At 72.5% G+C, this 18,107-nt stretch carries 17 protein-coding genes; 4 read left to right on the forward strand and 13 right to left on the reverse strand.

Going from position 1 to position 18,107, the window contains the following annotated elements:
• Nucleotides 1–9 precede the first annotated feature (9 nt).
• Nucleotides 10–543: a hypothetical protein gene (locus ACGF3H_RS03595; RefSeq protein ID WP_362488737.1), complete on the reverse strand. Its 534-nt coding sequence runs from the start codon at nt 541–543 to the stop codon at nt 10–12.
• A gap of 100 nt (nt 544–643) precedes the next feature.
• Here ACGF3H_RS03595 and ACGF3H_RS03600 point away from each other — a divergent pair, with 100 nt between their 5' ends.
• Nucleotides 644–1,030, forward strand: a complete 387-nt coding sequence (locus ACGF3H_RS03600; RefSeq protein WP_362488739.1) for a hypothetical protein — start codon at nt 644–646, stop codon at nt 1,028–1,030.
• A gap of 7 nt (nt 1,031–1,037) precedes the next feature.
• On the opposite strand, the gene ACGF3H_RS03605 is transcribed toward ACGF3H_RS03600, so the two are convergent.
• The 4 genes from ACGF3H_RS03605 to hrcA all read right to left on the reverse strand — a co-directional run bounded on the left by ACGF3H_RS03605 (nt 1,038) and on the right by hrcA (nt 5,268).
• Nucleotides 1,038–1,787 (reverse strand): 16S rRNA (uracil(1498)-N(3))-methyltransferase, encoded by a 750-nt coding sequence (locus ACGF3H_RS03605; protein WP_362488741.1) that lies wholly within the window; start codon nt 1,785–1,787, stop codon nt 1,038–1,040.
• The gene (locus ACGF3H_RS03610) at nt 1,784–2,869 is read right to left on the reverse strand and encodes a nitronate monooxygenase (protein ID WP_362488743.1); all 1,086 of its coding nucleotides are present in this window, start codon (nt 2,867–2,869) and stop codon (nt 1,784–1,786) included. The genes ACGF3H_RS03605 and ACGF3H_RS03610 overlap by 4 nt, the downstream gene beginning before the upstream one ends.
• 245 nt (nt 2,870–3,114) lie before the next feature.
• Nucleotides 3,115–4,251, reverse strand: a complete 1,137-nt coding sequence (dnaJ, locus tag ACGF3H_RS03615; protein ID WP_351017751.1) for a molecular chaperone DnaJ — start codon at nt 4,249–4,251, stop codon at nt 3,115–3,117.
• Nucleotides 4,252–5,268 carry a heat-inducible transcriptional repressor HrcA gene (gene hrcA, locus ACGF3H_RS03620; protein WP_362488745.1) on the reverse strand — a complete coding sequence of 339 codons (1,017 nt, stop codon included), beginning with the start codon at nt 5,266–5,268 and terminating at the stop codon, nt 4,252–4,254.
• Between the two features lie 163 nt (nt 5,269–5,431).
• Between hrcA and ACGF3H_RS03625 the strand changes: the two genes are divergently transcribed.
• Complete coding sequence (locus ACGF3H_RS03625) at nt 5,432–6,157, forward strand: MBL fold metallo-hydrolase (protein WP_362488747.1); 726 nt, start codon at nt 5,432–5,434, stop codon at nt 6,155–6,157.
• A gap of 34 nt (nt 6,158–6,191) precedes the next feature.
• The gene (locus tag ACGF3H_RS03630; RefSeq protein ID WP_362488749.1) at nt 6,192–6,989 is read left to right on the forward strand and encodes a DUF3097 domain-containing protein; all 798 of its coding nucleotides are present in this window, start codon (nt 6,192–6,194) and stop codon (nt 6,987–6,989) included.
• 119 nt (nt 6,990–7,108) lie between these two features.
• Here ACGF3H_RS03630 and hemW read toward each other — a convergent pair whose 3' ends face one another.
• From hemW to lepA, 4 genes are all read right to left on the reverse strand, one after another.
• A complete protein-coding gene (hemW, locus tag ACGF3H_RS03635) occupies nt 7,109–8,341 on the reverse strand; it encodes a radical SAM family heme chaperone HemW (protein ID WP_362488751.1) in 1,233 nt (410 codons plus the stop codon).
• Between the two features lie 27 nt (nt 8,342–8,368).
• Nucleotides 8,369–10,399, reverse strand: coding sequence for a SpoIIE family protein phosphatase (locus ACGF3H_RS03640; RefSeq protein ID WP_362488754.1), 2,031 nt, complete (start codon nt 10,397–10,399; stop codon nt 8,369–8,371).
• Between the two features lie 194 nt (nt 10,400–10,593).
• Nucleotides 10,594–12,471 (reverse strand): AMP-dependent synthetase/ligase, encoded by a 1,878-nt coding sequence (locus ACGF3H_RS03645; protein WP_362488756.1) that lies wholly within the window; start codon nt 12,469–12,471, stop codon nt 10,594–10,596.
• A 281-nt stretch (nt 12,472–12,752) separates the two neighbouring features.
• Nucleotides 12,753–14,621, reverse strand: coding sequence for a translation elongation factor 4 (lepA, locus tag ACGF3H_RS03650; RefSeq protein ID WP_362488758.1), 1,869 nt, complete (start codon nt 14,619–14,621; stop codon nt 12,753–12,755).
• Nucleotides 14,622–14,872: 251 nt separating this feature from the next.
• Here lepA and rpsT point away from each other — a divergent pair, with 251 nt between their 5' ends.
• On the forward strand, nt 14,873–15,139 hold the full coding sequence (gene rpsT, locus ACGF3H_RS03655) for a 30S ribosomal protein S20 (protein ID WP_362488760.1): 267 nt from the start codon (nt 14,873–14,875) through the stop codon (nt 15,137–15,139).
• A 181-nt stretch (nt 15,140–15,320) separates the two neighbouring features.
• Here rpsT and ACGF3H_RS03660 read toward each other — a convergent pair whose 3' ends face one another.
• The 4 genes from ACGF3H_RS03660 to ACGF3H_RS03675 all read right to left on the reverse strand — a co-directional run bounded on the left by ACGF3H_RS03660 (nt 15,321) and on the right by ACGF3H_RS03675 (nt 18,103).
• Nucleotides 15,321–15,716 carry a nuclear transport factor 2 family protein gene (locus tag ACGF3H_RS03660; protein WP_362488762.1) on the reverse strand — a complete coding sequence of 132 codons (396 nt, stop codon included), beginning with the start codon at nt 15,714–15,716 and terminating at the stop codon, nt 15,321–15,323.
• Nucleotides 15,717–15,820: 104 nt separating this feature from the next.
• The gene (gene holA / locus ACGF3H_RS03665; RefSeq protein WP_362488765.1) at nt 15,821–16,810 is read right to left on the reverse strand and encodes a DNA polymerase III subunit delta; all 990 of its coding nucleotides are present in this window, start codon (nt 16,808–16,810) and stop codon (nt 15,821–15,823) included.
• 67 nt (nt 16,811–16,877) lie between these two features.
• The gene (locus tag ACGF3H_RS03670; protein ID WP_362488767.1) at nt 16,878–17,123 is read right to left on the reverse strand and encodes a hypothetical protein; all 246 of its coding nucleotides are present in this window, start codon (nt 17,121–17,123) and stop codon (nt 16,878–16,880) included.
• Between the two features lie 155 nt (nt 17,124–17,278).
• Entirely contained in the window at nt 17,279–18,103 is an 825-nt protein-coding gene (locus ACGF3H_RS03675) for an arylamine N-acetyltransferase (protein WP_362488769.1), read from the reverse strand.
• Between the last annotated feature and the right edge of the window lie 4 nt (nt 18,104–18,107).

Below are 18,107 nucleotides of genomic sequence, written 5' to 3' on the forward strand. Positions count from 1 at the left end.
ACGGGCGCGCTACTTGCCCTCGACGGGCCGGCAGTGCGGATCGTCCGGGCACCAGACGGTCCGGGTGACGGTGACCGTGGGGCCCGGCCGGTCCTGGCCGGGCCGGTTCGCGGGCGGGGTGGTCCTGGCGTCGCAGTTCCCCAGCCCCTTGACGTGGAACCACTCCTTGCCGCCCACCTCGGCGGTCAGATCGCCGCGCACACAGGCGCCGTTGACGACCCGGGTCACCTTGCCGTGGACGGTGATGTCCTCGCCGTCGTCCGTCCTGCCCTCGCAGTCGACGGAGGCGACGGTGTCCTCGCCCGCCGAGGCGGTGGCGCCGTCGCCCTCGAAGGAGGCGGTGCAGTTGAGCCACCGCACGCCCGCGTCGCGCCTGTCCAGTTCGTGCGTCACGGTCCGGTCGGTCGTGTACGCCACCGACGCGGAGCCGAGTCCGCCCGGGTCGCAGGCGACGAGTCCACCGACGGCGACCACCGCGCCGACGGCCACCGGCACCATGCGCCGGGCGCCCCGCGTGGCCGGACCGCTGCTGACGCTCGGCATGCGCCAAATCCGCCTCAATGCCCCCATGGAGGGCATCGTGCCACCGGTGCGGGGACGGCGGTAGGGCGCATACGGCCACTCCTCACTACCGTTTCCGCACATGGGCAACGACCGCAGGCAGCGCAGGCTCGTCGTGGACGACCGGACGGCGTACCTCTGGAGCCACCGGCAGAAGAAGGGCCGCGGCGGCGTCTGGCGCGACGCCCTCACGCTGTACCGCGACGGCGTCCGCGTCCGGTTCGTCTTCCTCGCGGGCGGACCGGGCTCGGGCCGGTACACCACCGAGGGGCATCCCTGGTTCGAGGGCTGCGCGGGCGACGGCCGCGGCAACCTGCTCAACCTGCGCGAACCCGGTGTCGTACGGGCCTTCGTGGACGAGGCCGGGCGGCGCGGTCTGCTGCCCGGCGCCGGAGGGCGCCCGGTGGAGCTGGACGGCTGGGAGCTCTTCCCGGCGGTGGCGTCGGCGCTCGACGAGCAGGCCGCCTGACGGGCCGTCAGGACCAGCGGCCGGTACGGGCCAGGAGGACGGCGGTGGCGGCGGTGCCCGCGGTGGAGGTGCGCAGGACGCTGCGGCCCAGACGGTACGGCTTGGCGCCCGCCTGCGCGAACAGCTCCAACTCCTCCGGGGACACGCCCCCTTCGGGGCCGACGACCAGCACGATGTCGCCCGAGGTGGGGAGTTCGGCGGCGGCCAGCGGCTCGTCGCCGCTCTCGTGGAGCACGGCGGCGAAGGCCGCGTCGGCCAGAAGTGAGGCAACCTGCTTGCTCGTCGCCGCGTCCGCGACGTCGGGGAAGCGGACCCGGCGGGACTGCTTGCCGGCCTCCCGGGCCGTCGCCCGCCACTTGCCGAGCGCCTTGAGACCGCGGTCGCCCTTCCACTGGGTGATGCAGCGGGACGCCGCCCACGGCACGATCCCGTCGACCCCGACCTCGGTCATCGTCTCGACGGCCAGCTCTCCGCGGTCGCCCTTGGGCAGCGCCTGGACGACGGTGATCCTGGGCTGCCCCGGCGGCTCCTCGTGGACGCTGTCCAGGCCGGTCACGACCAGGCGGTCCTTGCCCTCGGCGGCCTTCACCACACCCTCGGCCCACCGTCCGCGCCCGTCGGTGAGGACGACGTCCTCGCCGGGCCGCAGCCGCTTCACGGAGACGGCGTGCCGTCCCTCGGGACCGTCGAGGACGTGCTCACCGCCGGGCAGGTCCCCAGGGCCGAGCGAGTCGACCACGAACACCGGAGCCGTCATCGGCCCGTACCTCCCGTCACGTACTGCGACAACGCCGTCCCCGCGGACGCGATCTCGGCGGCCAGCACCTCCACCAGCTGTCCCGCGGGCAGCTCCCGGGCCAGCCGGTGGCCCTGCCCCGCCCACAGCGCCATGCCCTGCGCGTCACCCGCCTTCGCCGCGGCCTTGCGCAGCGGCGAGGTGAGGTGATGCACCTCCGGGTAGGCGGCGGGGGCGTACGGGCCGTGCTCGCGCAGGAAGCGGTTGACCAGGCCGCGGGCGGGCCGGCCGGAGAAGGCGCGGGTCAGTTCGGTGCGGACGAACAGCGGGTTGGTCAGCGCCTGCTTGTGCAGGGCGTGCGCACCGGACTCGGGGGTGGCGAGGAACGCGGTGCCCAGCTGGGCCGCGCTCGCGCCGGCCGCCAGCACCGCGGCGATCTGGGCGCCGCGCATGATGCCGCCGGCGGCGACGACGGGCAGGCTCACCGCCTCCCGGACCTGGGCGACCAGCGACAGCAGCCCGATGCCGGCGCCGCCGGTCTCCGGGTTGTCGCGGTGGGTGCCCTGGTGCCCGCCGGCCTCGACGCCCTGCGCGATCACCGCGTCGGCGCCGGACTGCTCGACGGCCCGGGCCTCGTCCGCGGTGGTCGCCGTGACCAGGGTGAACGTGCCGACGCGGTGGAGCGAGTCGACGACCTCGCGGCTCGGCACGCCGAAGTGGAACGACACGACGGGCACCGGGTTGTCCAGCAGCACCGCGAGCTTGGTGTCGTAGCCGTCGTCCCGGCCGCAGTCGGGATCGCCGAGCTCGGTCTCGTACCAGGCGGCCTCGCCGGCCAGCTGGTGGGCGTAGACGCCGACGGCCGAGGGGTCGGCCGTCTCCGGCTGCGGCATGAAGAGGTTGACGCCGAACGGGCGGGAGGTCAGCCCCCGCACCTGCTTGATCTCCTGGTACATCCCGTCCGCGGTCTTGTACCCGGCGGCCAGGAATCCCAGCCCTCCCGCCTCGCCGACCGCGGCGGCCAGCTGCGGCACGGAGACGCCGCCCGCCATGGGCGCCTGCACGATCGGGTAGGGGAAAAGATCGGTCAGTGCGGAGGACATGAGCGCATGTTGTCACGTCCTCCGCACAAGTCCGAATCCGGGCTTCCGTCTGCACAGGCCAGGAGCACTGGCGCCACGAAGCCCGTGCCGACGGCCCGTGCCGACGCTCACCGAAACGTCGGTCAGCGCCCGTTGAAGGCGTCCTTCAGGCGGGAGAACAGCCCCTGCTGACCCGGCTGACTGTGTCCACCCGGGGGACGACCCCCGGCCCCCCGGCAGAGGACCACTCGACCCCGCCCAACTAGTCAGCGCCCGTTGAAGGCGTCCTTCAGGCGGGAGAAGAGCCCCTGCTGACCCGGCTGGAACTGGCCCTGGGGCCGTTCCTCGCCGCGGAGCTTGGCCAGCTCGCGCAGGACGCGTTCCTGCTCGGGGTCGAGCTTGGTCGGGGTCGTGACCTCGACGTGGACGATGAGGTCGCCCCGGCCGCCGCCGCGCAGATGCGTGACGCCGCGCCCGTGCAGCGGGATCGACTGACCCGACTGGGTGCCCGGGCGGATGTCGACCTCCTCCATGCCGTCCAGGGTCTCCAGCGGCACCTTCGTGCCGAGGGCCGCCGCCGTCATCGGGATGGTGACCGTGCAGTGCAGGTCGTCACCGCGGCGCTGGAAGGTCGAGTGCGGCAGCTCGTGGATCTCGACGTACAGGTCGCCGGCGGGGCCGCCGCCGGGGCCGACCTCGCCCTCGCCCGCGAGCTGGATCCGCGTGCCGTTGTCCACACCGGCCGGGATCTTCACGGTCAGCGTGCGCCGGGAGCGGACCCGGCCGTCGCCCGCGCACTCGGGGCACGGGGTCGGGACGACGGTGCCGAAGCCCTGGCACTGGGGGCAGGGCCGGGAGGTCATGACCTGGCCCAGGAAGGACCGGGTGACCTGCGACACCTCACCGCGGCCACGGCACATGTCGCACGTCTGGGCCGTGGTGCCGGGGGCCGCGCCCTCGCCGTTGCAGGTGTTGCAGACGACCGCCGTGTCGACCTGGATGTCCTTGGTCGTGCCGAAGGCCGCCTCGTCCAGCTCGACCTCGATGCGGATCATCGCGTCCTGGCCCCGGCGGGTGCGCGAGCGCGGACCGCGCTGCGACGCCGTGCCGAAGAACGCGTCCATGATGTCCGAGAAGTTCCCGAAGCCACCCGCGCCGAAGCCGCCCGCGCCACCGCCGCCGGCCTGGGACAGCGGGTCGCCGCCGAGGTCGTAGACCTGCTTCTTCTGCGGGTCCGACAGCACCTCGTAGGCGGCGTTGATCTCCTTGAACCGCTCCTGGGTCTTCGGATCGGGGTTGACGTCCGGGTGCAGCTCGCGGGCGAGCCTCCGGAACGCCTTCTTGATCTCGTCCTGGGACGCGTCGCGGCGTACGCCGAGTACGGCGTAGTAGTCCGTGGCCACCTACGACTCCGCCAGGATCTGTCCGACGTACCGTGCCACTGCGCGTACCGCTCCCATCGTTCCCGGGTAGTCCATGCGGGTCGGTCCGACCACGCCGAGCTTGGCAACCGCCTCGCCGCCCGAACCGTAGCCCACCGACACGACGGACGTGGAGTTGAGTCCTTCGTGGGCGTTCTCATGACCGATACGGACGGTCACGCCCGGATCCTTCGCCTCGCCGAGCAGCTTGAGGAGCACGACCTGCTCCTCGAGGGCCTCCAGGACGGGCCGGATCATGAGGGGGAAGTCGTGCCCGAAGCGGGTGAGATTGGCGGTGCCGCCGATCATCAGCCGCTCCTCGTTCTCCTCGACCAGTGTCTCCAGCAGGGTGGAGAGCACGGTGGAGACCGTACCGCGGTCCTCGGCCTCGAACGCCTCCGGCAGATCCTCGACCAGGCTCGGGACGTCCGAGAACCGGCGGCCGGCGACCCGGCTGTTGAGCCGCGCGCGCAGATCCGCGAGGGACGACTCCCCGAAGGGCGCCGGGCAGTCGACCATGCGCTGCTCGACCCGCCCGGTGTCCGTGATCAGCACGAGCATCAGGCGCGCGGGCGCCAGGGAGAGCAACTCCACGTGCCGCACGGTCGAGCGGGTCAGCGAGGGGTACTGCACGACGGCGACCTGCCGGGTCAGCTGCGCGAGCAGCCGCACCGTGCGGGCCACCACGTCGTCGAGGTCGACGGCGCCCTCCAGGAAGTTCTGGATGGCGCGCCGCTCGGGCGCGGTCATCGGCTTGACGCCGGCCAGCTTGTCGACGAAGAGCCGGTAGCCCTTGTCGGTCGGGATCCGCCCCGCGCTGGTGTGCGGCTGGGCGATGAAGCCCTCGTCCTCCAGGGCCGCCATGTCGTTGCGCACGGTGGCCGGCGAGACGCCGAGGTTGTGCCGCTCGGTGAGGGCCTTGGAGCCGACGGGCTCCTCGGTGCCGACGTAGTCCTGGACGATCGCGCGCAGCACCTTCAGCCTGCGTTCACTGAGCATCGCGCACACCTCCAGAAGCCGTCCGCCCGGTGTTCTCCCTGGCACTCACCGTGTACGAGTGCCAGACTTCCCCGGCCCAGTGTACGGCCGTGGGGTACGCCCCCGGCAAGGCCGGGGCGCCGCCGTCGTGCCGGGGGACCGTCCCGGCGCTAGCGTCGCCGTTGTGACGGTGACTTGGGAAGACCTGGGGTGGGAGCGGCTGGCGGCCGGGGTGGGGCGGTGCCGCCTGCCGGTGTGGGACTGCACGGCGGGGCTGGTCGTCGGCGGGGACGCGGCACTGTTGGTCGACGCCGGGTCGAGCCTCGCCGAGGGCGCGCGGTTGCGCGTGGCGGCCCAGGAGCTCGCGGGACAGCGTGTGACACATCTCGCTCTGACCCACCCGCACTTCGACCACGTCCTCGGCGCTCCGGCGTTCGCGGGCGCGGAGGTGTTCGGGGCGGTGGGCACGGCCGCGCTCCTGACGGACGGCCGGGAGGCGCTGCGGGCGGACGCGGTGGCCGAGGGCCTGGACGCCCGGCTCGCGGAGGAGGCCGTGGACGCCCTCGTCGCGGTGCGCCACGAGGTGTGCGGCGAGTGGACGCTCGACCTGGGCGGCGGCCTTCAGGTGCTGCTGGCCAACGTGGGCCCCGGCCACACCGGTCACGACCTCGCGGTCCTGGTACCGGGCGACCCGGAGACCGTGTTCTGCGGCGACCTGGTCGAGGAGTCCGGCGAGCCCCAGGCTGGCCCCGACGCCGTGCCGTCGCACTGGCCGGCCGCGCTGGACCGGCTGCTCGACCTGGGCGGCGAGGACGCGCGGTACGTTCCCGGTCACGGCGCGGTGGTGGACGCGGCGTTCGTGCGGGCCCAACGAGACGCGCTGGCCGCCCGCTTCGGCGTGTCGCGCTGATCACGGTCGGCGCGTTCCTCGTATCGTCGGCAGAATGCGCCAGTACTCCGCCGACCTGACCCCGCCGTGGAAGAAGCCGCAGCCGGTGCCCGAGGTGCCGGCCGACCCCGGTCTGGTGGTCGAGGAGCCCGGCACCGGCTTCTGCGGCGCGGTGATCCGCTGCGAGGCGGGCACGGTGACGCTGGAGGACCGCTTCGGCAAGCACCGGGTGTTCCCGATGGAGCCGCGCGGCTTCCTGCTGGAGGGGCGGGTGGTGACCCTGGTCAGGCCCGCCGCGGGCCCGGTACGGCCCACCCGCACCGCATCGGGCTCGGTGGCCGTCCCCGGCGCCCGCGCGCGGGTGGCGCGGGCCGGGCGCATCTACGTCGAGGGGCGGCACGACGCCGAACTGGTCGAGAAGGTCTGGGGCGACGACCTGCGCGTCGAGGGCGTCGTCGTCGAGTACCTGGAGGGGGTCGACGACCTCCCGTCCGTCGTCGCCGACTTCGCGCCGGGCGCGGACGCGCGGCTGGGTGTCCTGGTGGACCACCTCGTGCCGGGGTCGAAGGAGTGGCGGATCGCGGAGGCGGTGACGAGCGAGCACGCGCTGGTCGTGGGGCACCCGTACATCGACATCTGGGAGGCGGTGAAGCCGTCCTCCCTGGGCATCGCCTCCTGGCCGCGGGTGCCGCGCGGCCAGGACTGGAAGACGGGGGTGTGCCGCGCGCTGGGCTGGCCGGAGAACACGGGTGCCGCCTGGCAGCACATCCTGGGCCGGGTGCGGTCCTACAAGGACCTCCAGCCGGAACTGCTGGGCCGCGTGGAAGAACTGATCGACTTCGTGACGGCCTGAGAACCGTAAGCGCCGGACGGGCTGATCTCAGCCCCTCCGGCGCTTGAGGAGCGGGGGTCCGGGGGCGGCGCCCCCGGGTCGGGACGGGAAGGGGCGGCGGGGGCGAGAGGGAACCAGGGTCAGTCCACCAGGTCCCGCACCACCGCGTCCGCAAGCAGCCGTCCGCGCAAGGTGAGAACCGCGCGGCCGTCGTCGTACGGGGCCCGGTCCAGCAGCCCCTCGGACAGGGCCCGCCGGGACGCCTCCAGGCCCGCCGGGCGCAGCAGGGACAGCGGTACGCCCTCCCGCAGCCGCAGCTCCAGCAGGATCCGCTCGACGCGCCGGTCCTCGTCCGACAGCAGTTCCCGGCCCGCGCCGGGCGAGCGGCCCCCGGCGAGGGCGGCCGCGTACGCCCCCGGGTGCTTCACATTCCACCACCGCACCCCGCCCACGTGCGAGTGCGCCCCCGGGCCGGCCCCCCACCAGTCGGCCCCCCGCCAGTACAGCTCGTTGTGCAGGCACCGCCCCGCGTCGGAGGTCGCCCAGTTCGACACCTCGTACCAGTCGAAGCCGGCCGCGGACAGCGTCTCCTCGGCGATCAGGTACCGGTCGGCGTGCACGTCGTCGTCGGTCATCGGGACCTCGCCGCGCCGGATGCGCCGGGCGAGCTGCGTGCCCTCCTCGACGATCAGCGCGTACGCCGAGACGTGGTCGGGTCCGGCGCCGAGCGCCGCGTCCAGCGAGGCCCGCCAGTCGTCGTCGGACTCGCCCGGGGTGCCGTAGATCAGGTCGAGGTTGACGTGGTCGAAGCCGGCCGCGCGGGCCTCGGCGACGCACGCCTCGGGGCGGCCGGGGGTGTGGGTGCGGTCGAGGATCTGCAGGACGTGCTGCTTCGCGCTCTGCATGCCGAAGGAGATCCGGTTGAAGCCTCCCTCGCGCAGGGTGGCGAGGTAGGCCGGGTCGACCGACTCCGGATTGGCCTCGGTCGTCACCTCCGCGTCCGGTGCCAGGCCGAACTCGTCGCGGATCGCGCCCAGCATCCGCACCAGGTCACCGGCGGCCAGCAGGGTGGGCGTGCCGCCGCCGACGAAGACCGTGCGGACCTCGCGGGGGTCGTCGCCGAGCACCTTGCGGGCCAGGCGGACCTCGTCGACGAGGGTCTCGGCGTAGTTGTCGCGGGAGGCGAGGACGCCGCCGGTGCCGCGCAGCTCGGTCGCGGTGTAGGTGTTGAAGTCGCAGTAGCCGCAGCGGGTCGCGCAGTACGGGACGTGCAGGTAGAAGCCGAGGGGGCGGTCGGCGGCCCCGGCGAGCGCGGACGCGGGCAGGGCACCGTCGGCGGGGACGGGCTCGCCGTCGGGGAGTGCGGAGGGCATGCGTTCCATTGTCCCGTACCGCCGCGGTTACTCCGCCTGGAGCACCAGCAGTGCCAGGTCGTCCTCCGGGGGACGGGCGCCGAACTCGTGCACCAGCCGCCGGATGCGCTCGGCGACCAGCCCGGCGTCCAGCCCCGCGCACCCGGCGAGCGCCGCCGCGAGGCCGTCGCCGTCGTCGAACTGGCGGGAGCCGCTGCGCCGCTCGGTGACGCCGTCCGTGACGCACAGCAGGGTCTCGCCGGAGCGCAGCTCGAAGGTCTCGCTGGTGTACGTCGCGTCCTCCAGGACGCCGAGGAGGGTTCCCGGCTCGGCGACCGTACGGACGGAGCCGTCGGGCGAGAGCAGCAGCGGCAGCGGGTGGCCGGCGGAGGCGAGGGTGCAGCGGACGACGCCGTCGCCGACCGGGACGAGTTCGCCGTACAGGAGGGACAGGAAGCGGGTCTGCGGTCCGTCGCCCGGGGCAACCGGACGGCCGCCGGCGGCGATGAGGGCGCGGGCGGCGGCGTCCGCGGCCTCGGTGGCGTCGTCGAGGAGCAGCTGGTTGAGGCGGTCGAGGACGTCGGGGACGCCGTACCCCTCGCGGGCCAGCAGCCGCAGCCAGGGCCGGGCGAGCCCGATGACGACGGCGGCCTCGGGGCCCTTGCCCTGGACGTCGCCGACGGTGAAGCACCAGCGGCCGTCGCCGGCCGGGAAGAGGTCGTAGAAGTCGCCGCTGGGTCCGCCCTTGTCGCACGGTTCGTAGACGAGGGCGCTGCGCACTCCCGGGATCTCGGCGACGGCGCCGGGGAGCAGGCCGCGCTGGAGGACGGCGCTGATGGTGGCCTGGCGGGCGTACTGGCGGGCGGCGCCGATGGCGAGCGCCACCCGGCGGCTGAGGTCCTCGACCAGGCCGCTGATCTCGTCGGGGAAGCGGGCGGTGCCGGCCCGCCCGATGACCAGGGTGCCCAGCGGCCGGCCGCCGGCGACCAGGCGGTAGGCGAGCGCGGCGCCGTGCGCGGCGTGCGGGCCGAGGGCGTCGCCCGGCCAGGGATGGGCGACGGGTCCGGACCGCCACGGGTCGCGGGCGCGGGGAGGGTCCTTCTCCAGGGCGAGCCACAGGTCGTCGACGCGGCTCTCGCTGCTGTGCCAGACGCGGGCCAGCCGCGCTCCGACGGCCGCTCCGCCGTCGTCGCCCCAGGCTCCCCGGCCCAGGGACTCGTCGTCGAGCCACACGGCGCACCAGTCGGCGAGGCGGGGCACGATCAGCTGTCCGGTGAGGGAGGCGACCAGGTCCTCGTCCAGCTGTCCGGCCAGCAGGTCGGAGGCCTCGGCGAGGAAGGACAGGGCGCCGCGGCCCAGCCACTCCCGGTCGTGGACGCCGCGCCGTCCGGGCCCGGCCGTGCCGTCCCCCCAGTCCGGCCAGCGCGGCCTCTCCGGCCCGTCCGCGCCGTCGGCCGCGCACACGGTGCCCGCGGGGTCGCCGGGGCTCGCCGGGGGCTCCGCGCCGGCGGCTGATCGCGCACCGCGTCGCGGGCCCCGCTCTCCGGCGTGCGCCTCGCCCCGTTCGGCGGCCTCGCCGCTCGCCGCGGTCAGCCGGGCCCACACCGTCTTGGTGCCCGGCCGGTAGGTGATGCCCCAGGCCTCCGAGAGCGCGGCGACGAGACCGAGGCCGCGCCCGTACTCGGGGGTCTCGTCCGGTGTCTCCCGGTCGCCGCCCCTCGGCGTACGGGCGGGGTGGTGGTCGGTGACCTCGACGACGAGCGCGCCCGTCTCCTCCAGCCGGCAGACCACCTCGACGTCGGTCCCGGCGTGCACGACGGCGTTGGTGACCAGCTCGCTGACGACCACCAGCGCGTCGGCGACGAGGTGGCCGGTCAGGTGCTGCGCCCCGGGCAGGCCGGGCGCGGCCCAGTCGGCGAGCGCGGCCCGCACCGTCGCACGGGCGGCGCCCGGCGCGAGGGAACTGCCGAGCAGGGTCACGTGCGCCCGCGCGCACTCCCGGGCGGACACCTCGCCGGCGGGCGCGGACGCCCCGCCGGCACAGGAGACGGTCTCCCGTTGCGTCGGAATGGCCCCCATGGACGGCTCCCTGGGCAGTTCGTGCGAATACTTCGCAGTCGTTGCCGACAGAGTGACAGACCGGACCCGCTCGGACGCGTGGAGTTACCGAAGTGAGCCGCCATGGGTGATAACCGTGCTACGCGAATGCCCGAACACGGCCGGAAGACGGACAGGTTCGAACATCCGGCCGTGAGCACCGTGCCGTCCGGGCACTACGCCTCGCGCGAGCCCTCGTACATCTCCTCGATCAGGTGCTTGTACTCGCGCTCCACCACCGGCCGCTTCAGTTTCAGGCTCGGGGTGATCTCGCCGTGCTCCACGTCGAGGTCGCGGGGCAGCAGGCGGAACTTCTTGATGGTCTGCCAGCGCTGGAGACCCTCGTTGAGCTGCTTGACGTAGCCGTCGACCATCTCGACCGTCCCCGGTGCCGCGACGATGTCCGCGTACGGCTTGCCCTCCAGGCCGTTCTCCTTCGCCCACTCCGTGATCGCGGCCTCGTCGAGGGCGATGAGGGCCGTGCAGAAGTTCCGGTCGGCGCCGTGCACCAGGATGTTGGAGACGTACGGGCACACCGCCTTGAACTGTCCCTCGACCTCGGCGGGCGCGATGTACTTGCCGCCGGACGTCTTGATCAGGTCCTTCTTGCGGTCGGTGATGCGCAGGTAGCCGTCGGGCGAGAGCTCGCCGATGTCGCCGGTGTGGAACCAGCCGTCGGACTCCAGCACCTCGGCGGTCTTCTCGGGCAGCTTGTGGTAGCCCTCCATGATGCCGGGGCCGCGCAGCAGGACCTCGCCGTCGTCGGCGATGCGCACCTCGGTGCCGGGCAGCGGCTTGCCGACCGTGCCGGTGCGGTAGGCCTCGCCGGGGTTCACGAAGGAGGCGGCGGAGGACTCGGTGAGGCCGTAGCCCTCCAGGATGTGGATGCCGGCACCGGCGAAGAAGTAGCCGATCTCGGGCGCGAGGGCGGCCGAGCCGGAGACGCAGGCCCGCAGCCGGCCGCCGAAGGCCTCGCGGATCTTGGCGTAGACGAGCCGGTCGGCGACGGCGTGCTTGGTGCGCAGGCCGGTGGGGGCGCTCGCGGTGCCGGTGCGCTTGAAGTTGTCCTGGGTGACCTTGGCGTACTCCCGGGCGATGCCGGCGGCCCACTGGAAGATCTTGTACTTCGCCCCGCCGCCCGCGCGGGCCTTGGCGGCGACGCCGTTGTAGACCTTCTCGAAGATGCGCGGGACGGCCGCCATGTAGGTCGGCTGGACGACCGGCAGGTTTTCGATGATCTTGTCGACGCGGCCGTCGACGGCGGTGACGTGACCGGCCTCGATCTGGCCGGAGGTGAGGACCTTGCCGAAGACGTGCGCGAGCGGCAGCCACAGGTACTGCACGTCGTCCTTGGTGACCAGGCCGGTCGCGGCGATCGCCTTCGCCATGTACGACCAGTTGTCGTGCGGGAGGCGGACGCCCTTGGGCCGGCCGGTGGTGCCGGAGGTGTAGATGAGGGTGGCGAGCTGGTCCTTGGTGAGCGCGCCGACCCGCTCCTTGATGAGCTGCGGGTCCTTCTCCAGACGGGCCGCGCCCCGGCGCTCCAGTTCCTCGAGGGTGAGGACCCAGTCCTCGCCGGTGTCCGCGCCGGCCGGGTCGATCACCACCACGTGGGTGAGGTCGGGCAGCTCGGCCCGTTTCTCCCTGGCCTTGGCGAGCTGGGCGGCGTCCTCCGCGACCAGCACCCGGCTCTCCGAGTCGGACAGGATGTACGCCGACTCCTCCGCGTTGGTCTGCGGGTAGACGGTGGTCGTCGCGGCGCCGGCGCACATGATGCCGAGGTCGGCGAGGATCCACTCCAGCCGCGTGGAGGAGGCCAGCGCCACGCGCTGCTCGGGCTGCACGCCGAGCTCGATCAGTCCGGCCGCGATCGCGTAGACCCGCTCGGCGGCCTGTGTCCAGGTGAGCGACTTCCAGTCGTCCGGGCCCTCGCCGGAGGCCGGTGGGACCGGGTAGCGGTAGGCCTCGGCGTCCGGCGTGGCCGCCACACGCTCCAGGAAGAGTCCCGCCACGGAGGGCGGACGGTTCTCGATCAGTGTCTGTGTGTCGCTCACGACATCCTCCGGGCCCGCGACGGTGCGGCTGGCTCAGGTGCGGCTGGATTCACTCTCGGGCGGTGTTCGGGGTGCTCGCACGACCGTTTCCGGCCGTTGTTTAACTCGCGAGTAACTATGGGGCAGGCATCAGAGTAAAGGGCGACCGGCCCCCGCGTAAGACTCCGCGCCCTGTCACTTCACACAAAGGCCCGCCCGTGACATGCGAAGGGGCCCGCCGCACTTTCGCACGGCGAGCCCCTTCGTGTCTGTTTTGCCCGTTGTCACGGGAAGTGGCGCGGTTACTTCTTGGGCTTGGCCGACCCCGCGCTGTCATCGCTGGAGAGGACGGCGATGAAGGCTTCCTGCGGAACCTCCACGGAACCCACCATCTTCATCCGCTTCTTTCCTTCCTTCTGCTTCTCCAGCAGCTTCCGCTTGCGGGAGATGTCACCGCCGTAGCACTTGGCGAGGACGTCCTTGCGGATGGCGCGGATGGTCTCGCGGGCGATGACCCGGGAGCCGATGGCGGCCTGGATGGGCACCTCGAAGGCCTGCCGCGGGATCAGCTCGCGCAGCTTGGCGACGAGCCGCACGCCGTACGCGTACGCCGCGTCCTTGTGCGTGATCGCCGAGAAGGCGTCCACCTTGTCGCCGTGCAGCAGGATGTCGACCTTGACCAGGCTGGAGGTCTGCTCGCCGGTGGGCTCGTAGTCCAGCGACGCGTACCCGCGGGTCTTGGACTTCAGCTGGTCGAAGAAGTCGAAGACGATCTCCGCGAGCGGGAGGGTGTAGCGGATCTCGACGCGGTCCTCGGAGAGGTAGTCCATGCCGAGCAGGGTGCCGCGCCGCGTCTGGCACAGCTCCATGATCGCCCCGATGAACTCGGTCGGCGCGAGGATCGTGGCGCGCACGACCGGCTCGTACACCTCGTTGATCTTGCCCTCGGGGAACTCGCTCGGGTTGGTGACGGTGTGCTCGGTGCCGTCCTCCATGACCACGCGGTAGACCACGTTGGGGGCGGTGGCGATCAGGTCGAGCCCGAACTCGCGCTCCAGCCGCTCGCGGATCACGTCGAGGTGGAGCAGGCCGAGGAAGCCGACGCGGAAGCCGAAACCGAGGGCGGCGGAGGTCTCCGGCTCGTAGACGAGGGCGGCGTCGTTGAGCTGGAGCTTGTCGAGGGCCTCGCGCAGCAGGGGGTAGTCCGAGCCGTCCAGCGGATACAGGCCGGAGAAGACCATCGGCCGCGGGTCCTTGTAACCGCCGAGCGCCTCCTCGGCGCCCTTGTGCTGGGTGGTGACGGTGTCGCCGACCTTGGACTGGCGGACGTCCTTCACGCCGGTGATCAGGTACCCCACCTCGCCGACGCCGAGACCGTCGGCGGAGAGCATCTCCGGCGAGTTGGTGCCGATCTCCAGCAGCTCGTGCGTGGCGCCGGTGGACATCATCCGGATGCGCTCGCGCTTGTTGAGCTGGCCGTCGATGACACGGACGTACGTCACGACGCCGCGGTAGGAGTCGTAGACCGAGTCGAAGATCATCGCACGGGCGGGGGCGTCCTTGACGCCGACCGGGGCGGGGATCTCGGCGACGACCTTGTCCAGCAGCGCGTCGACGCCGAGACCGGTCTTCGCGGAGACCTTGAGCACGTCGTCGGGGTCGCAGCCGACCAGGTTGGCGAGCTCCTCGGCGAACTTCTCGGGCTGCGCGGCCGGCAGGTCGATCTTGTTCAGCACGGGGATGATCGTGAGGTCGTTCTCCATCGCCAGGTACAGGTTGGCGAGGGTCTGCGCCTCGATGCCCTGGGCGGCGTCGACGAGGAGGATCGTGCCTTCGCACGCGGCGAGCGACCGCGAGACCTCGTAGGTGAAGTCGACGTGCCCGGGGGTGTCGATCATGTTGAGGATGTGCGTGTCGCTCTTGTCGTGGGTGGGGGCCCACGGCAACCGCACCGCCTGGGACTTGATCGTGATGCCGCGCTCGCGCTCGATGTCCATGCGGTCGAGGTACTGGGCGCGCATCTGCCGCTGCTCGACCACACCGGTCAGCTGGAGCATCCGGTCGGCGAGCGTGGACTTGCCGTGGTCGATGTGCGCGATGATGCAGAAATTGCGGATCAGAGCCGGGTCGGTACGGCTCGGCTCGGGCACATGGCTAGGGATCGCGGGCACGCAGGGTCCTGATTCTTGAGGCGTCCGCAGTGTCTGCGGTCTCGGGTCGGATCGTTACGTAGCCTCCATGGTCCCACGGGCGGGGACCATGGAGGGGTTTGGGAGGGGTTGGGGACGGGTTTGGGCCAGTCATCGGGCCGCTGGTAGTGTGGGGGGCTGTGTCTCATGCCCTCTCAGCGCGAGGCACACCTCAAGAAATCACCGGCCCGGGACCCGTGCGGCCCCGTGCCTGAACCTGAAAAGGCTCATTCGTGGCGAACATCAAGTCCCAGATCAAGCGGAACAAGACCAACGAGAAGGCCCGGCTGCGCAACAAGGCCGTCAAGTCCTCTCTGAAGACCGCGATCCGCAAGGCTCGTGAGGCCGCTGCCGCGGGCGACGTCGAGAAGGCCACCGAGTACCAGCGCGTCGCCGCGCGTCAGCTCGACAAGGCCGTCTCCAAGGGCGTCATCCACAAGAACCAGGCCGCCAACAAGAAGTCGGCGCTGGCGCAGAAGGTCGGCGCCCTCCAGGGCTGAACCTCACATCTGGTCTGATCGCCGGACGGACCCAGAGCGGGCCCTCTCTCATCCGCTCCCGGCCGGCACCCCGGACCCGTGCGCGGCCTGCGTTCGCCACGCGGGCATGGGTCCCCGAGCTTGATCCGAAGGCCCCGGTGCCCGTCCTCCCCAGGACGGACACCGGGGCCTTCGGCATCGTCTAGGACCAGAAGTCGTTCATCGCGTCGATGTCCGCGATGCACTCGTCCAGGTCCGTCAACTTGTCGCCGACGATCCGGAAGACGATGCCTCCGTCCGCGTCCAGGTGCTTGCCCTGCCGGTCGGCCGTGAGGTGGTGCAGGGTCACCGCGTGCCCCCGGCCGTCGACCAGGACCTGCCGCAGCTCGACCCTGAACGTCCCGCCGGTCTCCTCACCGAGCCGCCGGTACATGTCGATGACCTCGTCCTGGCCCTTGTAGTCACCGGCCAGTACGCCGGTCCCCGGCACGTGGTGCGTGACGTCCGCCGCCAGCATCGTGCGCAGGGACTCCATGTCCCCCTGGACGAAGGCTTCGTAGCCCTTGCGGACCAGCCGTGCGTTCGCGTGTTCAGCCATCACGCTCGCCACCTCTCCATACCTGGGCGTTCCATGGCTGACGCATCTCATTGTCCTCTTCGGAGATCGCCGGAGCGACTCGATCAGCACCCGTGCGTCCGGGGCTACGACCGTCCCCTCGACCGCGCCGCCCGCGCGATGGTCACCACGGCCTTCTCCAGCGCGTACTCCGGGTCGTCGCTGCCGCCCTTTACCCCGGCGTCCGCCTCGGCCACCGCGCGCAGGGCCACGGAGACGCCGTCCGGCGTCCAGCCGCGCATCTGCTGCCGGACGCGGTCGATCTTCCACGGCGGCATCCCCAGCTCGCGGGCGAGGTCGGCGGGGCGTCCGCCGCGCGCGGACGACAGCTTGCCGATGGCCCGCACACCCTGGGCGAGCGCACTGGTGATCAGCACCGGCGCCACTCCGGTCGCCAGCGACCAGCGCAGCGCCTCCAGTGCCTCCGCCGCCCGTCCCTCGACCGCCCGGTCGGCGACCGTGAAGCTGGAGGCCTCGGCGCGTCCGGTGTAGTACCGCCCGACGACCGCCTCGTCGATCGTCCCCTCGACGTCCGCGGCCAGCTGGGACACCGCCGACGCCAGCTCCCGCAGGTCGCTGCCGATGGCGTCGACCAGCGCCTGGCACGCCTCGGGGGTGGCCGACCGCCCGGCGGTACGGAACTCCGCCCGCACGAACGCCAGCCGGTCCGCGGGCTTGGTCATCTTGGCGCACGCCACCTCGCGCGCCCCCGCCTTGCGCGCGGCGTCCAGCAGGCCCTTGCCCTTGGCGCCGCCCGCGTGCAGCAGGACGAGGGTGATCTCCTCGGCGGGTGCGCCCAGGTACGCCTTGACGTCCTTGACCGTGTCGGCGGACAGGTCCTGCGCGTTGCGCACGACCACGACCTTGCGCTCGGCGAAGAGCGAGGGGCTGGTGAGCTCGGCAAGTGTGCCGGGCTGCAGCAGGTCGGGAGTGAGGTCGCGGACGTCCGTGTCGGCGTCGGCGGCCTTCGCGGCGGCCACCACCTCCTGCACGGCACGGTCGAGCAGGAGGTCCTCCTGGCCCACGGCGAGGGTCACCGGGGCGAGAGGGTCGTCGTTCGCAGTCTTCCTGGCCATCGCGACAAGCATCGCACGCACCACCGACAGCGAGCCCCCGTCCCGTGCTCCGCCGCGGTCCCGGCGGCTACGGCTCCTCGCGCCAGCCGTCCCACTCGCGCGCGAACTCGTCGAGCGCACCGGGGTCCAGCCGTTCGCCCTCGTCCCGCAGGACGACCAGCCACTGGGCGTCCTCGGCGTCGTCCTCGCCGGCCAGGGCGTCCCGCACGAGCTGCGGCTCCTCGGCGAGCCCGAACCTCTCCCCCAGTTCCCGGGCCACCTCTTCCGCGGCGTCACGGTCGGGCAGCACCAGGACATGTCTCACGTCACTCACACGCCCCATTGTCGGACACGGCACGACGAGCGGACCGCCAGGTGGGGCCCGGCCCGGGAACGGTACGCCGGACCGCCCGCCTCCCTGCCCCGTGCCCGGCCCGCCCCCGCATTCGAGCCCGGCACGCACCCTCGTTCGTGCCCGGCCCGCGACCTCTAGTGGCTGGGCAGGGCCGGCACCCGGTCGAGGTGGATGCCGAAGAAGTCCCGGTACGCAGCCAGGACCTCTTCGTCCGTCTCCAGTTCGCGTGCCTCCCGTCCCCCGTCGGCGGCCGTCGTCGTCAGCCTGCGCCCGCTGAGCGTGATCCGTCCGCCGTCCTCCGTGAGCCGTGAGCACACCGGCGCCTTCAGGAAGTGCGACCGGGGCGAGGTGCTGTGCCACCACGCGCCGGACACGAAGTCGCCGAGCACCCTCGGACGCGGCTCCACCCGGTACACGGGCTTCCCGTCGCACAGCACGTCCACGTCCAGGTCGGCCCCCGAGCCGCCGCCACGCGCCCCGGCCGCGTCCGGACCGGCTCCGGCGATCCGGAACGTCCCGCCGGGGTCCTTCTGCTCGCCCCGCTCCCCGTACTCCAGCGGACCGTGGCTGTGCGCCCCGAACCCGACGTCCGCCAGCCAGTCGCCCCCGTCCACCGTCCGCACGAGCAGCGCCAGATGGTCGTACGGAATCCCGAGCACGCCTCCGTCCCCGTACACCCGGGCCGCGAGCAGCGTGACCCCGTACCCGAGCGAACCGAGCAACGCGCCGAACAGACCGTTGAGCTCGTAACAGAAACCGCCGCGCCGGGCGCCCACGACCTTGTCCAGCAGCCGCTCCTGCTCCAGCACGATCTCCTCGCCCAGGTGGACGGACAGGTTCTCGAAAGGCACCGTCCGCAGATGGCGCAGCTGCAGGTCGCGCAGGGCGTCGACGGTGGGCCGTGCCGGGTGCTCGGCTCCCAGCCGCTGGAGGTAGGCGTCGATCTGTGGTTTGTCCATGCCC

Origin of the sequence: Streptomyces sp. NPDC048185, assembly GCF_043202495.1 — a bacterium.
GTDB lineage: Bacteria > Actinomycetota > Actinomycetes > Streptomycetales > Streptomycetaceae > Streptomyces.

Bases quoted from the DNA above. Each gene is read 5' to 3' on its own strand.
- ACGF3H_RS03595 (WP_362488737.1), bottom strand. From the start codon at position 543: ATGCCGAGCGTCAGCAGCGGTCCGGCCACGCGGGGCGCCCGGCGCATG.
- ACGF3H_RS03600 (WP_362488739.1), top strand. From the start codon at position 644: ATGGGCAACGACCGCAGGCAGCGCAGGCTCGTCGTGGACGACCGGACG.
- ACGF3H_RS03605 (WP_362488741.1), bottom strand. From the start codon at position 1,787: ATGACGGCTCCGGTGTTCGTGGTCGACTCGCTCGGCCCTGGGGACCTG.
- ACGF3H_RS03610 (WP_362488743.1), bottom strand. From the start codon at position 2,869: ATGTCCTCCGCACTGACCGATCTTTTCCCCTACCCGATCGTGCAGGCG.
- hrcA (WP_362488745.1), bottom strand. From the start codon at position 5,268: ATGCTCAGTGAACGCAGGCTGAAGGTGCTGCGCGCGATCGTCCAGGAC.
- ACGF3H_RS03630 (WP_362488749.1), top strand. From the start codon at position 6,192: ATGCGCCAGTACTCCGCCGACCTGACCCCGCCGTGGAAGAAGCCGCAG.
- hemW (WP_362488751.1), bottom strand. From the start codon at position 8,341: ATGCCCTCCGCACTCCCCGACGGCGAGCCCGTCCCCGCCGACGGTGCC.
- ACGF3H_RS03640 (WP_362488754.1), bottom strand. From the start codon at position 10,399: ATGGGGGCCATTCCGACGCAACGGGAGACCGTCTCCTGTGCCGGCGGG.
- ACGF3H_RS03660 (WP_362488762.1), bottom strand. From the start codon at position 15,716: ATGGCTGAACACGCGAACGCACGGCTGGTCCGCAAGGGCTACGAAGCC.
- holA (WP_362488765.1), bottom strand. From the start codon at position 16,810: ATGGCCAGGAAGACTGCGAACGACGACCCTCTCGCCCCGGTGACCCTC.
- ACGF3H_RS03675 (WP_362488769.1), bottom strand. From the start codon at position 18,103: ATGGACAAACCACAGATCGACGCCTACCTCCAGCGGCTGGGAGCCGAG.